16 protein-coding genes and 1 pseudogene are annotated in these 15,486 nt (G+C 63.8%); 10 read left to right on the forward strand and 7 right to left on the reverse strand.

Going from position 1 to position 15,486, the window contains the following annotated elements; all coding sequences use genetic code 11:
• The first annotated feature begins 2 nt into the window (after positions 1–2).
• Positions 3–1,226, forward strand: coding sequence for an endonuclease/exonuclease/phosphatase family protein (locus W823_RS42395; RefSeq protein ID WP_161634003.1), 1,224 nt, complete (start codon positions 3–5; stop codon positions 1,224–1,226).
• On the opposite strand, the gene W823_RS42400 is transcribed toward W823_RS42395, so the two are convergent.
• Positions 1,219–3,639 carry an ATP-dependent Clp protease ATP-binding subunit gene (locus W823_RS42400; RefSeq protein WP_023957976.1) on the reverse strand — a complete coding sequence of 807 codons (2,421 nt, stop codon included), beginning with the start codon at positions 3,637–3,639 and terminating at the stop codon, positions 1,219–1,221. The two genes, W823_RS42395 and W823_RS42400, sit on opposite strands and share 8 nt — an antisense overlap.
• A 199-nt stretch (positions 3,640–3,838) precedes the next feature.
• On the opposite strand from W823_RS42400, the gene W823_RS42405 reads away from it, so the two are divergent.
• From W823_RS42405 to W823_RS42420, 5 genes are all read left to right on the forward strand, one after another.
• Complete coding sequence (locus tag W823_RS42405; protein ID WP_031332231.1) at positions 3,839–4,189, forward strand: cupin; 351 nt, start codon at positions 3,839–3,841, stop codon at positions 4,187–4,189.
• A 111-nt stretch (positions 4,190–4,300) separates the two neighbouring features.
• Positions 4,301–4,651: a helix-turn-helix transcriptional regulator gene (locus W823_RS42410; RefSeq protein WP_023957980.1), complete on the forward strand. Its 351-nt coding sequence runs from the start codon at positions 4,301–4,303 to the stop codon at positions 4,649–4,651.
• A 1-nt stretch (position 4,652) separates the two neighbouring features.
• Entirely contained in the window at positions 4,653–5,132 is a 480-nt protein-coding gene (locus W823_RS42415) for an SRPBCC family protein (RefSeq protein WP_023957982.1), read from the forward strand.
• A 96-nt stretch (positions 5,133–5,228) separates the two neighbouring features.
• Entirely contained in the window at positions 5,229–5,393 is a 165-nt protein-coding gene (locus W823_RS57750; RefSeq protein WP_023957985.1) for a hypothetical protein, read from the forward strand.
• A gap of 145 nt (positions 5,394–5,538) precedes the next feature.
• Positions 5,539–6,525, forward strand: coding sequence for an LLM class F420-dependent oxidoreductase (locus W823_RS42420; RefSeq protein ID WP_031332233.1), 987 nt, complete (start codon positions 5,539–5,541; stop codon positions 6,523–6,525).
• 15 nt (positions 6,526–6,540) lie between these two features.
• On the opposite strand, the gene W823_RS42425 is transcribed toward W823_RS42420, so the two are convergent.
• The 3 genes from W823_RS42425 to W823_RS0129060 all read right to left on the reverse strand — a co-directional run bounded on the left by W823_RS42425 (position 6,541) and on the right by W823_RS0129060 (position 7,889).
• Positions 6,541–7,197 (reverse strand): SRPBCC domain-containing protein, encoded by a 657-nt coding sequence (locus W823_RS42425; RefSeq protein ID WP_023957989.1) that lies wholly within the window; start codon positions 7,195–7,197, stop codon positions 6,541–6,543.
• A gap of 1 nt (position 7,198) precedes the next feature.
• Complete coding sequence (locus tag W823_RS42430; RefSeq protein ID WP_031332234.1) at positions 7,199–7,546, reverse strand: helix-turn-helix transcriptional regulator; 348 nt, start codon at positions 7,544–7,546, stop codon at positions 7,199–7,201.
• Positions 7,547–7,715: 169 nt separating this feature from the next.
• A complete protein-coding gene (locus W823_RS0129060; RefSeq protein ID WP_051406510.1) occupies positions 7,716–7,889 on the reverse strand; it encodes a hypothetical protein in 174 nt (57 codons plus the stop codon).
• Between the two features lie 325 nt (positions 7,890–8,214).
• On the opposite strand from W823_RS0129060, the gene W823_RS42435 reads away from it, so the two are divergent.
• Positions 8,215–8,574 carry an Lsr2 family protein gene (locus W823_RS42435; protein ID WP_023957995.1) on the forward strand — a complete coding sequence of 120 codons (360 nt, stop codon included), beginning with the start codon at positions 8,215–8,217 and terminating at the stop codon, positions 8,572–8,574.
• A 131-nt stretch (positions 8,575–8,705) separates the two neighbouring features.
• On the forward strand, positions 8,706–10,253 hold the full coding sequence (locus W823_RS42440; RefSeq protein ID WP_023957997.1) for a carboxylesterase/lipase family protein: 1,548 nt from the start codon (positions 8,706–8,708) through the stop codon (positions 10,251–10,253).
• On the opposite strand, the gene W823_RS42445 is transcribed toward W823_RS42440, so the two are convergent.
• Entirely contained in the window at positions 10,250–11,068 is an 819-nt protein-coding gene (locus tag W823_RS42445) for an HAD family hydrolase (RefSeq protein ID WP_023957999.1), read from the reverse strand. The two genes, W823_RS42440 and W823_RS42445, sit on opposite strands and share 4 nt — an antisense overlap.
• A gap of 166 nt (positions 11,069–11,234) precedes the next feature.
• Between W823_RS42445 and W823_RS42450 the strand changes: the two genes are divergently transcribed.
• Entirely contained in the window at positions 11,235–12,005 is a 771-nt protein-coding gene (locus W823_RS42450; protein ID WP_023958001.1) for an antibiotic biosynthesis monooxygenase, read from the forward strand.
• Between the two features lie 35 nt (positions 12,006–12,040).
• Positions 12,041–13,560 (forward strand): annotated as a pseudogene (locus W823_RS42455) (ATP-dependent DNA ligase).
• On the opposite strand, the gene W823_RS42460 reads toward W823_RS42455, so the two are convergent.
• Together W823_RS42460 and W823_RS42465 are read right to left on the reverse strand one after the other, a co-directional pair.
• Positions 13,557–14,201: an FMN-dependent NADH-azoreductase gene (locus tag W823_RS42460; protein WP_023958003.1), complete on the reverse strand. Its 645-nt coding sequence runs from the start codon at positions 14,199–14,201 to the stop codon at positions 13,557–13,559. The pseudogene W823_RS42455 and the gene W823_RS42460 sit on opposite strands and share 4 nt — an antisense overlap.
• 51 nt (positions 14,202–14,252) lie before the next feature.
• A complete protein-coding gene (locus W823_RS42465) occupies positions 14,253–15,446 on the reverse strand; it encodes a multidrug effflux MFS transporter (RefSeq protein ID WP_023958005.1) in 1,194 nt (397 codons plus the stop codon).
• Positions 15,447–15,486 lie beyond the last annotated feature (40 nt).

Genomic DNA, 15,486 nt, shown 5'->3' on the forward strand with positions numbered 1-15,486 from the left:
CGGTGACACTTGTAGTCGACACAGAGGTCCACGTGCTGCGAGATCATCCGCTCGCAGCGGGTGGCAGTCTGCCGCCACTGGATGCGCCGCCCTATGCACCCGGCGCGATCGACATGGCCGGACGACACGTTCGTTCTCGAGGGCCATCGGTTCTCGTCGGGGCTGCCGTCGGGTGTCTCGTCGGCGCGATGACCAGCCTCGGGGCAGGAGCAGGCACCTCGGCGGGCGCGGCGACAGGGTTACTGGTGAGCGAGATCAGAGTTCACGAGGTCGGCGACGCCCCCAGCGCCCGTGCGCGCGTCCAGGAGTCTGGCCCAACCGAACACGTACGTGTCATGGAATACAACGTGCATGGCGGCATGGGCGGGCCTGGTCAATTCCTCGCCACGCCTGGTCGTCTGGACCACCTCGCCGCGACCATCCGGCGCGAGCACCCGGATATCGTGCTCCTGCAGGAGTTGGACCATTTCGCGACCCGGTCGAACTACACGGACACGTTGAAGCAGCTGGCGCAGCGATTGACACCGACGGGCGCCGTGATGACTCCGGCGATCGAGAAGGTGAACGGCCGTCGTGAGGGGACCGGGATTCTCACCTTCAACGGTTTCGACATCACCGATGCTCGAGGACTTCGGGTCGGGGATGCGATGGGGGACAGCGCTCTCCGCCGTTTTCGGGCAGCGTCCGACGCGTACGCGTCAATGGTGAGTGGAAGAGTTCACCGGTCGTGGGTGCCGTTCGGAGGAGTGATCGAGTACCAGCCGCGGGTGGCCACGGACGCGTTGGTGCGAACCCCTTCGGGGCGCGAGATCCGCGTGCTCTCAGGACATTTCAGCCCGCCTCATCACGGTATCGACGAGCAGCGGCGTCAGGTCGACCCGATCGCCGCAGCGGCCGGCACCTGGTCGGGGCCCACCATCATGGGCGCCGACTTCAATGTGCGAGACGGATCGCCGGAGTTTCAGCGTGAGCACCAGGTCTTTGCGTCGGTCGGCCTGGTCGAGGCCACGGCAGGTGCACCCGAGAACAGCGACCGAATCTATGCCTCGGCGCATTTCGGCCGAACCGACGCTCGCAAGGTGCTGCCGTCGCCTGGCGAAGTGCAGGCCAGTGACCACGCGCCGGTAGTGGTCGATCTTTTGCTCGAAACCTATCATTCTGGGTCCGAACGCGGTGATGCCCCGCCCGGCGTACCGGACGGGGCATCGACGCCGCGGCCTAGCTGACCAACAGATCCAGTTGGTCGTCGGTGACCTGCACGGAGACCTTGCCACCGTCGAGGAGCACCTCGTCCAACAGCAGGTCTGCAATCCGGTCATCAACTGCACGCTGAATCGAACGACGCAGTGGTCGTGCGCCGAACTCGGGTTGGTGCCCGTGCTCTGCGATCCAGTCGACAGCAGCATCAGTGAACTCGATGTCGATTCCCTTGGCGCCCAACCGCTTGCGGCTGTCGGCCAGGAGCAGATCGGTGATCTTGTGCAGCTGTTCGTTGTCGAGCTTGCGGAAGACCACGATCTCGTCGATCCGGTTGAGGAACTCCGGTCGCATCGACTCCCGCAGTCGGGCCATCACACGCTCACGCACCGGCCGTTCCGCGGCTTCGGCGTCACCGGAACTGAACCCGAGTCCACCGGACTTGCTGGAGATGATGTCCGATCCCAGGTTGCTGGTCATGATCAGCACGGTGTTCTTGAAGTCGACCGTGCGACCCTGCCCGTCGGTGAGACGACCGTCGTCGAGCACCTGCAGCAGCGTGTTGAACACGTCCGGGTGCGCCTTCTCGATCTCGTCGAGAAGGACCACCGAATACGGGTTCCGGCGGACCTGTTCGGTGAGCTGCCCCGCCTCGCCGTACCCGACGTACCCGGGGGGAGCCCCGATCAGGCGGCTGACCGTGTGACGTTCTCCGAACTCACTCATGTCGAGTCGGAGCATCTTCTTCTCGTCGCCGAAGAGCGAGGCTGCCAGCGCCTTTGCCAATTCGGTCTTTCCGACGCCTGTCGGTCCGAGGAACAAGAAACTGCCCACGGGCCGATCCGGATCGCTCATCCCGGTACGGCTCCGGCGAACAGCACGCGCGATGGCCTTCACCGCATCCTCTTGGCCGACAACACGCTGATGTAGCTCATCCTCGAGGCGGCGTAGACGCTCCCGTTCCTGCTCGGTCATCTGGCTTGCCGGGATCCCGGTGGCGCGGGCGACCACTTCGGCGATGTGTTCGGCGGTCACCTCAGGTGTTTCGCCTGCCTCGGACGGCCCGCCCGTCAGACGTGCCTGGAGCCGGGCGGTCTCGTCACGCAATGCGGAGGCCTTTTCGTAGTCCTCCGCCGCGACCGCCTGCTCTTTGGCCGTCTCGAGTTGGGTCAGTTGCTTCTGGATCGCCTCCACGTCGGTGGTCGGTGAAGCCAGTTGCATCCGCGCACCGGCTTGGTCGATCAGATCGATCGCCTTGTCCGGCAGGAACCTGTCGCCGATGTAGCGGGCGGACAGCTCGACAGCTGCACGTATGGCCTCATCGGAGTATCGGATTCCGTGATGTTCCTCGTACCGCCCCCGTAGTCCATCGAGGATTGCCACCGCGTCCTCGACGCTGGGTTCGGGCACCGTCACCGGTTGGAATCGACGCTCGAGCGCGGGATCTTTTTCGATGTTCTTCCGGTACTCGTCGAGCGTCGTGGCACCGACGATGTGCAGTTCACCGCGAGCGAGTTTGGGCTTGAGGATGTTTCCGGCATCCATCGACCCCTCGGCTCCGGCACCGGCACCGGCGATGGTGTGCACTTCGTCGATGAAGACGATGAGTTCGTCCTTGTTCGCTGCGATCTCATCGATCACCTTTGTCAACCGCTCTTCGAAGTCGCCGCGGTACCGGGTCCCCGAGACCATGCTCGACAGGTCGAGCTGCACGATGCGCTTGCCTGCGAGACGATCAGGCACGTCACCGTCGACGATCCGTTGAGCGAGACCTTCGACGATGGCGGTCTTGCCGACACCGGCCTCGCCTACCAGCACCGGGTTGTTCTTCGTACGTCGAGACAGGATCTCGATGGTCTGTTCGATCTCGTCGGCACGGCCGATGACCGGGTCGACGCCCCCACCTCGCGCTTTCTCGGTCAGGTCGAATCCGAACTTGTCCAGCGTCGGGGTGGCTGTCGTGGACTCAGCAGCGACCGAGCCGCCCTGAAGTGCGGTCTGCAGGTGTTCGGGTGTGATGCCGGCAGCGGCGAGCAGACGACCCGCAGCCCTGTCATGGTCGGCAGCGAGGGCGAGGAACAGATGTTCTGGGTCGATGTACGTCGAGCCCAAGGTCTGGGCGAGTTGGTGAGCCTCGAACACAGCGGTTTTCAGTGCAGCGCTCAGTGAGGTGGTGGTGAAGCCATTGGTCGGCGTTCCCTGAGGAAGGCGCTGTTCGATGGTGTCCGCCACCGCCGTCGTGTCGGCCCCGGCGCGCTCCATCAGCGTTTTTGTGGGCTCCGTGGCGGTCATGACTCGCAGAACGTGTAGAGCGTCGAGTTCTGTGTCGCCCCGACCGGCGGCGAACCTGGCGGACTCGGCGATGAGGTCCTGGGTGGACCTGCTCATCAGCCGACTGATGTCGATGCGACGCGGGCCCTCGGGGCCGAAGAATGCGGGCATTCGCGGAGCCTCCTTGTTAAGAGTTGAGTGAATCTGACTCAATTAACATGAGTGAGGTTCTATCAATTCCCGACTGCTGCGGTCAATTCTGCAACTCGGGTCGCGCGGAGGCCGGATCGGGCGTGTGGTCGCCTCGGTGAGCCGTGACGCGATAGCGTGGGCAGAGAACTTCGAGCGCACATCATGAAGCGAGGACGACGTGGTAAATACGAGCTCCACTTTGGAAGAGCTGTCTCGCAAGCACCTGGACATCGCACGCGACGATTCGCATGGCCGCAGTGCCGACATCCTTGTCCATGACGGTCCGCTACGTCAGACGTTGATGGCGATGGTTGCCGGTACCGAACTCGGCGAACACAATTCGCCGCCGGCGGCGAGCATGCTTGTACTCAGCGGCAGGGTGAAGGTGACCGCGGATGAGGGTGAGGTCGTCCTCAACGTAGGTGAACTTCGCGGGCTCACGCATCATCGGCACAGCGTGACCGCGATCGAGGACTCGGTTTTCATCCTGACCACGGTCACCGGTTACGGCGAACCATCGCGGCGCTGACTCGATCATCTTGACCCTTCGCCTGCCCAGGGGTAGGCACACCGGGGTTGCGGCGCAACCCGGTGACACTTAGCCCTTGCGCTAAGTATCCAGCCGCTGATAGTTTGCCTTATGGCTCAGTATTCAGAGCGATTGAACGGGGTTTTCCAAGCCCTCGCTGATCCCACCCGCAGGGCGGTGATCGGGCGCCTGGGGGAGGGGCCGGCGAGTATCAGCGAGCTCGCCCAGCCATTCGACATGGCCTTGCCCTCCTTCATGAAACACATCCGGCAACTCGAGGACAGTGGCTGGATACGCACGATGAAGGTCGGCCGGGTTCGCACCTGCGTCATCGAGCAACGGCAGTTCGATGTCGCGCAGGATTGGCTGGAAAGCCAGCGTGCCCTGTGGCAACAACGCACCGATCGACTCGAGAGCTTTGTCGTCAATGAGATAGCGACGCAACAACATCAGGAGAAATGACATGACAACACAGCCCAACCCCGAGCTCGACCTCGTCATCTCCAGGGTCATCAAGGCTCCGGCTGCCGCGGTATGGGACGCCTGGACAAATCCTGCCAAGTTCGAGAAGTGGTGGGTTCCCCATCCGACGGTATGCAGGGTGCGTGAGATGGATGTGCGGCCCGGCGGTTCTTTTCGTACAGAGATCAGCGAAGACGGGGGTGAGTTCGAACCACACATCACCGGTTGTTTCCTGGCGGTCGACCCGTTCCGGCAGATTGTATTCATCGACAGCCTCACAGCCGGCTGGCGCCCATCGGCGGACGCGTTCATGACTGCAATCATCACTGTTGCCGACCACCCTGACGGCACTGAATATGAGGCCAGGGCCCTGCACCGTTCCGCTGCGGATCGAGACAGCCATGAGCGCATGGGCTTTCATGACGGTTGGGGAACTGTCACCCGGCAGCTCGCGGATCTGGTCGAAGGCGAGCTCAACTGATGAGCTGACGCTGATGCAGTTCGTGTCACTCGATGGGGTCTGCCAAGGCCCCGGATCTCCCGACGAAGACACAACTGACGGGACGGGATCCGGCTGGTGATCGCGCCGGTGGTGGTGGGTTCAGGACGACGGTTGTTCACTGCCGGGGGAACACCCGCGGGTCTTCAACTCATCCGCCACGAGAAGACACCGGGCGGTCTTGCCATTCATGAATACAAGACCGTCGGTGCACCGGTGACGGGCGTCTACGAACCGGTGTAGTCGGCGAGCGTCTGCCGAAAGGTGTTGTGACGGGCAAAGATTCGATTCCTCGCGCCTGATCTTCGCCCACCTTCACCACTTTGTGCGGTGGTGGCGCGCTGTTGAACCCCGAGAACTCAGAAGCGCTTCCATTACGATGGCGGTCATGCGATTTGGATTGTTTGTGCCGCAGGGATGGCGTCTGGACCTCGTCGGGATCGACCCCGCCGACCAATGGCCGGTGATGCGTGATTTTGCGGTGCGCGCCGACAACGGTCCGTGGGACTCGGTGTGGGTCTACGACCACTTCCACACGGTTCCAGCTCCCACCGACGAGGCCACCCACGAGGCGTGGACGTTGATGTCGGCGCTTGCAGCGTCCACGTCTCGTGTCCGACTGGGCCAGATGTGCACGGCGATGAGCTACCGAAATCCGGCATATCTCGCCAAGGTGGCCGCCACGACCGATCTCATCTCGGGCGGACGGGTCGAGATGGGGATCGGCGGCGGCTGGTACGAGCACGAGTGGCGGGCCTACGGCTATGGCTTCCCGTCGGCGGGGGAGCGACTGGGCCGGCTCGACGAGGGGGTGCAGATCATGCGGCAAGCGTGGAGCACAGGCTCGGCCTCGCTCGATGGGAAGCACTACCAGGTCGATGGTGCAATCGTCCGTCCACTTCCTCTGCAGGAGGGCGGCATTCCTCTGTGGATCGCGGGTGGGGGCGAAAAGGTCACCTTGAAGATTGCCGCGAAGTACGCGCAGTACACGAACTTCGACGGCACTCCCGAGGAATTTGCACGAAAGTCCGACATCTTGCGGACGCACTGCGAAGCCGTCGGTTCTGACTTCGACGCCATCGTCCGGTCTGCCAATTACAACGTCGCGATCGGTTCCACCGAGGCCGAGGTGGAACAACGGTTGAGCACGCTCAAGGATCGACTTACCCCGCACGTCGGCGCGGATGCGGCCGAGGGCGCCCTCGGAGCGTTTCGCGGACTACCAGGGGTGGGGACTCCCGAGCAGATCATCGAGAAGCTGACCGTACTCAAGAGCCATGGTCTCTCTTACGGCATCTTCTATTTTCCTGAAGCTGCATACGATCTTTCGGGAATCGAACTCTTCGAGAAGGAGGTCTTGCCCGCGCTCGCGTGAGAGAACGTCATCGAATCACGACTCGGGGACCTCTGTGCCCAGATAGAAGGCCGTGGTTCGCATCTCGGCTGAACGCGCGGCATCCTGCGATGCACCCGCAGCAATATGCGCGTCTGCCCAACGACGACTGCTCTCGGACATGAACTGCCGGGCGGCATCGGTCTGGGCCCACTCGCTGGTCTCGGCCGGCGCATCGGCCCCGGTCTCGAGGTGCAGCGCGAGACCGAGCAGACCGAGGTCCCAGCCGATCCCGACCGCGCCCGGCCCGTACTGCCTCCACCGATCGGGGTCGATGTCGCCGGAGTGCTCGATGACAAGTCGCGACTGCTCATCGGCGACTTCTTCGAGCCGGACGGTCAGGTAGGTGATCTCTTCGCCGAATTTCCAGGTGAGGGTGAAGCTCGTCGGCGGATCGCAGGTTTCGACGGTGCCACTGGCATTCCCTTCGATGTGGTATTCGCCTCCCAGTACCAGGTCGCCAGTGACATTGCCGAACCACCGGGCCAAGCGGTCTGCCGTGGTGCAGGCTTCCCAGAGGTCGGCCACAGAGGTGTTGTACACCTGAGTCAGGCGGGCTGATGTGCTGATCGTCGAGCCGTTGTCCTTCGCGCTAACCGTCCTGTCCACACTGCTGAGTTGCTTTGCCGTATCTGGGAATTGGCCGTCGGTCATGTCAGGTCCTCTCGGTGGGCTGTTCCTTTCGTGCGCGCTTGCCACGGGCGATCTCGGTGTCCAGCGCGGCCAGTCGCGGCGTCCAGAAGCCGCGGAATGCTGCAAGCCATTCATCGACAGCGCGCAACGGATCGGCATCGACCGCGTAGAGCCGACGTGCCCCGTCGGGACGTACGGTCGCGTAACCGTTGTCGCGCAGGACGCGGAGGTGCTGGGACACCGCCGGTTGGCTGATTCCGAACTCGCTGCCGATCGTTTGCGACAGCTCGCCCGCCGACCGTTCCCCGTCCGTGAGCAGCTCGAGCAGTCTTCTTCTGACCGGGTCGCCGAGGATGTCGAGTGCGTGCACCACAGCTATATTTCACTGAACACTTATATAAGTCAAGACGCAAATAGCCCCCAACGAAAACGACCCGCCGGGCGGCGGGTCGAGCGTTGAGGGATTGGTGGGGGACGGCCCGATTCTGCGGTTGTCGTTCCCGTCGACAAGGTCGGCGACAGGTCTGAACCTGCCGCATTCAGCTTTGGAGTTCGCGCAGGAAGCGGTGGCATTTTTCAGCGCGTTCGGAGTCCTGAGCCATCACCTGCTCGAAGAAGTCTGCGATGTCGTCGCGGCCGGCGTTGCGGGCATCACGCACGTACTGGCCGTAGTCGTGCCCGGCTTTCAGTGAGTGGTACTGCACCGAGATCAGATCGAACGAGACATCATCGAATCCGGTTTGTCCTGCAGGCCCTCGGTAGTGGGGTTTGAAACCTGCTCGGCAGGAATCACTCCGGAAATTCGGCGCCGACTCGGCGCGCAGCCCTTTTCGGCATGGGAGACGGCGCTTCATCAACACCGCCTGACCGCTGTCGAGATGTGGCATGGCATCTCGACGCGGCGCGACTGCAGACTCGCCAGGGGAGCGCTATCCCCAGTTCGGTGTACAGCGGCGGACAAAGGTATGTTCGGGCGAACACGAGACGTCACCACCCATCAGGCGCTGGACCGCCTCCCCGACGAAGAGGGCGCAGAACATGGCACGCAGAACCATCGAACAGATCACCGACGACCTCGACGGTTCCGATCTCGACCCTTCGGACGTGATCGTGGAAACGTTCACCGTCAACGGTGTCGAATACTCCCTCGATCTCGGCCCCAAGTCGGCCGAGAAGTTCGACAAAGACATGCAGAAGTGGATCGACAAGGCCACCAAGATCGGTGGCCGTCAGAGGAGGGCCACTGCCAAGCAGGCGCCGGCCGCCTCCGAAGTGCGCAGCGACAAGTCGCAATTGGCCGCCATCCGTGAATGGGCCCGCGAGAACGGTTACGAGGTCTCCGACCGCGGCCGTATTCCCAACGCCATCGTCGAGGCATTCAACGCGGCTCACAACTGACGCAGGGCAGGGAGTTCCTCCGCGCGGCTAAGATTCTCCGCGCGACCTAAACGGATGATGTTGTCCGCATTCGCGTAAGCGACCGTTTGCGTAGTGTGAGCGACATTGCCTTCCTCGGTAGGAGCTCAGACATGGCAGACGACGAGAACGTGGTGACAACCACCGGTGGGCCGGTTCGGGGCCTGGACGACGGGATCACCAAGTCGTGGCGGGGTATCCGCTACGCGGCGCCACCCACGGGCGAGCGGCGTTGGCGGGCGCCGGTGCCACCAGAACCTTGGGTCGACGTCGTCGACGCGACCACGTTCGGTCCGGTGGCGCCGCAACCGAACAATCCGGTGATCACCCTCGGACCCGGCGCCGTCAAGGACGAGGATTGCCTGAGCCTCAACGTCTGGTCGGCGTCAGTGGTCACTCCGGACGACCCACGGCCGGTCATGGTCTGGATCCACGGGGGCGCATACATCTTCGGCACGTCGAGTCAGCCGTTGTACGACGGGCGCGCACTTGTCTCCGACGGCGACGTCGTGCTGGTGACGGTGAATTACAGACTCGGCGCGCTGGGATTTCTGGATCTGTCGTCGTTCAGTACCGCTGAGCGGGTCTTCGACACCAACCTCGCGCTGCGAGACGTGATCCTCGCGTTGCAATGGGTTCAAGACAACATCGCCGGCTTCGGGGGAGACCCGGAACGGGTGACCCTTTTCGGGGAATCAGCGGGCGGGGGCATCGTCACGACGCTCCTGACCGTTCCGGCTGCGTCAGGACTGTTCTCCCGTGCGATCGCGCAGAGTTCGCCGGCGACCTCGGTGTACGACAGCGCAAGGGCGAAACGCGTCGCCGACATCTTTCTCCAGAAGGTCGGGGTCGAACCGGATTCGGTTGCGACACTGTACGACATGCCGGTCGACCGCCTCGTGTCGGCAGGACTTGAACTGTTCAGCGATGTGCCCGCCGCGACACCCGGCACACTGGCGTTCGCGCCGGTGGTCGACAAGGATCTGCTGCCCGACTACCCGCTGGCGGCGGCCCGTGCCGGCCGCTCGAATCCCGTTCCTCTGATCATCGGTACCAACAAAGACGAGGCGGCGCTGTTCAAGTGGATGAAGTCGCCGTTGATGCCGATCACCCCGGATGCGATTCGCGCCATGTTCGCCGAGATCGCGGCAGAGCAGCCGGAACTCAAACTGCCGAGTGAGGCCGAGATCGGTTCGGCCTACTCAGGTTTGAAGATGAAGGCAGCCGGGCTCGCTGTCGCCCGCGACGTCGGTTTTCGGATGCCGACCATCTGGCTCGCCGAAGCGCACAGCGCCGTCGCGCCGGTGTATCTCTACCGCTTCGACTGGGCCACACCGATGCTGCGGGCCTTGCGGGTCGGGGCCACCCATGCCACCGAATTGCCGTATGTCTGGGGCAACCTGGTGGCCGGCCGCAAGGACATCACGTTCAAACTCGGTGGCCTGAAAGTGGGGAAGGCGCTTTCTGCCCGTCTCCAGAATCGATGGGTGAACTTCGCCGTGGACGGTCATCCCGGCGGACTACCGGGCGACCCGGAATGGCCTCCCTACGTACCGGATCAGCGTGCGACCCTGGTAATCGACAGGCAAGACAAAGTGGTCGATGACCTCGACCGGGATCTGCGTGCGGCGTGGGGTACCGAGGTGCTCAACTTCCTCTAACCGGCGGCACCGACGAGGACTTCGAGATACCTGGCCACCCCGTCGTCGTCGTTGGTCGCCAGGATGTGATCGGCAGCTGCAAGGGCATCGGGTGAGCCGTTCGCCGGACACAGCGCCAGGCCCGCCCACTCGAGCATCGGCAGATCGTTGATCGCGTCTCCACAGGCCGCGACCTCGGTCGGATCGATGTCCCACGCGTCACACAGCCGGGCGAGTCCACTGGCCTTGGAGACGCCTTCGGCGGCCATCTCCACGTAGGGCGCGCCGGAATGGGTAGGGGTTACGCCGGGGATCCCGGCCTGTGCCACCCGCCGGAAGAGGTCGACGCTCGGGATGTGAGCATGGCGCGCAACGACTTTGACGATCGGTTCGTCGTCCAACGAGGCCGTGTCGCTCATCTCCATGGTCAGCGGATCTCGATGGTGGTCGGCGTAGACACAGAGCGCGGCGTAGGCCGGGTCGGCGATGAAACGAGTCGGGCCGACCACGGCGAACACGGTGCCGGGAAACAGGGTCCGCACCTGTTCGATTGCCGTACCGGCGACGTCCGGTGCCATCGCCTGCACGTCGAAGATGGTGGCCTCGCCATCGGTGAGGTCGATCAACACGGCGCCGTTCGCAGCCACGGCATAACCGCGAAAGCCACTGTCGACAGCCAGGTTGTGGACCGAATGTTGAGCTCTTGCAGTCGCCCATACCACTCGGATACCTGCCGTAGCAGCTGCGGCCATGGCCGCCGCCGACCGTTCACTGATCGTTCGTCGAGACGTCAACAAGGTGCCGTCGAGGTCGGTTGCCAGCAGCCGGATACTCACACGAGCATGATGCCAAGCGGTGGTGCGGCCCGGTGCACGAGATGGCGGTTCAGGCAGTTGGCCAGGTCATAGCCCGGTGCTGCGGCCGATTCGAATGGGCCATCTCCGACACAATTTCGCGGTGCGGGTCCTCTGCCCGCTGTAACGTCTGCGCTGGAGGCCCGCCATGATCCTGGAGTACATCCGGTACCGCATCGACGAACCATCAGCTGCCGAGTTCGAGGCTGCGTACGCCCGCGCCGCCGACGCCATGCACAAGTCCGAGCACTGCATCGACTTCGAGTTGTCGCGCGCAGTCGAAAAGCCCGACCACTACATCCTGCGCATCACGTGGGACTCCCTGGATGGACATCTGACAGGCTTTCGTGGCAGTGAACTGTTCCGGGCGTTCTTCGCCGAGATCAAGAACTACGTGGGCGCGATCGACGAGATGCAGCACTACGAAGCGACCAGCGTGACCGGTACCGGCTCGGGCGCCGACGTCCCGCCCACCCTGTTCGAATGGGCGGGCGGCGCAGAAGCGTTCGACAAGCTTTTCACGCGTTTCTACGAACTGGTCCCGCAAGACGAGTTGTTGGCGCCGATGTTCGCAGGGATGGATGCGCATCACGCGAAACATGTCGCCTCGTGGGTGGGCGAGGTATTCGGTGGCCCTGCCGAATACACCGCGCATGGCGGCGGCTACGAGAACATGCTCGCCCATCACGTCGGTAAGGCCATCACGCCCACGCAACGCCGGCGCTGGGTGGACCTACTGCTCGACGCAGCGGACGAAGTGGGTCTGCCCAGCGATCCGGAGTTCAGGTCGGCCTTTGTCGCCTACCTCGAGTGGGGCACCCGCATAGCGGTGGAGAACTCCCAACCGGGAGCCACGCCGATGCCCCATGCCCCGGTGCCGCTTTGGGGCTGGGGTATGGCCCCTCCCTGGCAAGGTTGAACGGTCCTGTCCGAAGCAATCGATACCGTTGACGGATGCACCTCGATGACGTCGTGACCACCAGCGCGGCGGTCGCCGCGACCCGTTCGCGGAAAGCGAAGACCACCGCCATCGCAGATCTGTTGCGCGGCGCCGCACCGCAGGACGTACGCGCTGTGGTCGCATGGCTGTCAGGCGAGACGCTGCAAGGCCGACTCGGCATCGGTTGGCGCACGCTCTCGGGGGCCCGGGCACACGCGGCCGCGGGCCCGACGTGGACGGTGGCAGAGGTCGACAACCTGCTCGACGAGCTGGCCGTGACCTCCGGTGCCGGCTCGGTCAAACTTCGAAAGGAGTTGCTGGGCAGCCTGTTCGAGAGGGCGACATCAGGTGAACAGGACTTCCTCATCCGGCTGCTCACCGGGGAGGTACGCCAGGGAGCGCTGGAAGGCGTGATGACCGAGGCGATCGCTACGGCGTCTGATCTGCCGGTTGACGTTGTGAGGCGGGCGTCATGCTGTCGGGCAGCCTTGCCGAGACCGCGGCCGCGGCAATGGGTGGCGGCGCAGCCGCCCTTCAGTCATTCGGTTTGGAAGTCGGCCGGCCGGTGCGGCCGATGCTTGCCTCGCCCGCGAAGTCGCTCCGCGAGGCGCATTCGGCGCTAGGTGGGAACGTGAGCGTGGAGTACAAGCTCGATGGTGCTCGAATCCAGGTACATCGCAGCGGCGATGACGTGGCGATCTTCACGCGAACACTCAACGACATCACCGAGCGGGTACCCGAGCTCGTGCAGTTGGTGCGTGACCTGCCGTGTGAGTCGGTGGTTCTGGACGGGGAGACACTGGCGCTCGCCGACTCGGGCCGACCCCGGCCGTTCCAGGAGACGATGAGCAGGTTCGGCGCCAGTTCGCAGCGCGATTTGTTGCTGCAGCCGTATTTCTTCGACTGTCTGCATCTCGACGGTGAAGACCTGCTCGACCGGCCGCTGTCCGACCGGATAGGTGTACTCGATCGCCTTGCGCCCCAGCATCGGATTCCGGCGCTACGATCTCCGACTGTCGAAGAGACCGAGGCCCATCTCGATGCTGCGCTCGCCGCCGGTCATGAAGGAATCATGATCAAAGCCCTCGACTCGACGTACGCGGCGGGCCGGCGGGGCAAGTCGTGGCAGAAGGTCAAGCCGGAGCACACGCTCGATCTCATCGTGATGGGTGCCGAATGGGGCTACGGCCGTCGGACGGGCTACCTCTCCAATCTGCACCTCGGCGCTCGCGATCCGGATGGCGGCGATCCGATCATGGTCGGTAAGACGTTCAAAGGACTCACCGATGAGTTGTTGCGCTGGCAGACAGAAGAGTTCCCGAAGGTCGAGCGGAATCGAGACCAGCACACGGTGTATCTGCACCCGCAGATCGTGGTGGAGATCGAGTTGGATGGTGTGCAGGTGAGCACTCGATATCCCGGCGGTGTCGCGTTGCGTTTCGCACGCGTCTTGAGGTACCGGCCGGACAAGACCGCCGCGATGGCCGACACCATCGAGGCGGTCCGGGCGATGTTGCCTGGAGACGGGAATTAGCTCAACGGCTGCGCGGCGAGTTGAAGGATGCGCGCCTCGGAGGTGCGCCTGGCTTCGGCGGCCTGCGTCGATTTCGAATCCAGATCCGGGATGCGACCTACCAATGTGAGGTCGTCGGTGACAACCTCGACCCGCATCCCCAGTGCTTTTCCGAGAACCTGGGTCAGTGGCGGAATAGTGTGGTCCAGCGACTCCTCGGCCGTGCCGGGCGTGTACACAAGGCCTCGCGAGGAGATGACCACCACCGGCTTACCTGCGAACGGTTGGTCGGGAGTATCGAAAGGCGCTGTGGTGCCCAGTACGTGAATGTGGTCGATCCAGGCCTTCAGGGTGGAGGGCAGCGACCAGTTGTACATAGGTGCACCGACAACCACCACGTCGGCGGCAATTACTTCGTTGATCAGTTGCCACTGCAGGGCCTCCGACTCGGCACTGGGCTTTTCGGTGGCAGACCGCAGCCTGGTGGCGTAATGCAGTCCTGCGTCGGAAAGGTGTGGGATGGGGTCGCGATGGAGATCACGGTAGGTGACCGTTCTCGTCGAGTCGGCGGCAAGCCATGTCTGCGCGAACAGCTGGGTCAGCTCGCGAGAGCGGGATGTGTGGACGTCGGCGGACGAATCGAGGTGAAGTAGGTGAGCCATGGTCTTATTCTGCCCACGCTGGCAGACGGGTCCGATGAGTGTCTCCGCGTGCTACTGGACGCCTACCCGTTTTGGTGCCGTGGCCCACAGGAGCAGCACACCGACGGCAATTCCGATCCCGAGGTACAGCCAGCCCAAAGGCGCTTGCGAGTTCTCGGGCAGGACCCCCGCGGTGGTCATCGCGGCACTGACGATGAGGTAACACCCTGCACTCACCACCCCGCCGATCAGGCCGAGGTTGCGGTCGAACAGGCCCAGGGCAAGCCCGTACATCTGCGGGCACAGGACACCGCACCCGGCCAACGCGAGACAGGCGCCGATCGTGATGGCCGGTGCGTTCACGCCCATCAGCGCTGCTGAGGCGACGAGAACGATTGCCCCGCAGAAGAAGACGCCCAGTGCTCCGAAGGCCAGAGGCCGGGTGCGGATGCGGGTCGCAAGTGTCCCGCACGCCAGCTCGCCCAGTAGGTTCGCAGCGCCGACGATCAACGCCATCGCGCCGTACGCGGCCGGTGAGAAGTCCAGTTCTTCTTGATAGAGAAATGGGCCGACCACACCGAACACCAACTGCGCTGATGCCATCAGGCCGAATACGACGATCAGCACCACGAACACCCGGCGGCGTAATGCGGCGGCCAGGACACGTGCGGTGACCCGCAAGTCCACCCGATCACGGTCATCGGCTGCGAGTGTTTCCGGAAGCGCAACCATGACCAGGACAGCGACCGAGGCAGCGAGAAGCGCGATGAGAGCAAAGATCCACCGCCACGAGATGAACTGCACGAGCAGTCCGCCGACCGCCGGAGCCAGTACCGGAGCCACGCCCCACGCCGCGCCGAGTAGACCCGAGACAGCGATCAGTCGAGTACCGGCGAAGCAGTCGGCGGCGATGGCGTAGGCCAGGACCAGGCAAGCGCAGGCCCCGCAACCCTGGAGAAAACGTAGGACGAGCAGGGTGATCACGTCGTCTGAGACCGAACAACCCAGGCTCGTTGCGACGACGATCGAAAGACACACCAGCAACACCGGTTTGCGCCCGACCGCGTCCGAGATCACGCCCACCGGGATGAAGGCCAACGCCATACCCAACATGTAGGCGGTGACCGTGTTCTGCATGGTCGTGCTTGTCGACCCCAGCTCGGCCGCCATGTCGGGGAGCGCAGGGGTGTATGCATCCAGCGGAATCTGGCTCAGCGGAATGACCATCAACAGGATCGCGATGATCCCGCGCGAGGCCACGGGCACGGTCGGCCTCGTCACGAAGTCATTCCCGTCAAGGGCAGCA

It is taken from the genome of Williamsia sp. D3 (assembly GCF_000506245.1).
GTDB lineage: Bacteria > Actinomycetota > Actinomycetes > Mycobacteriales > Mycobacteriaceae > Williamsia > Williamsia muralis.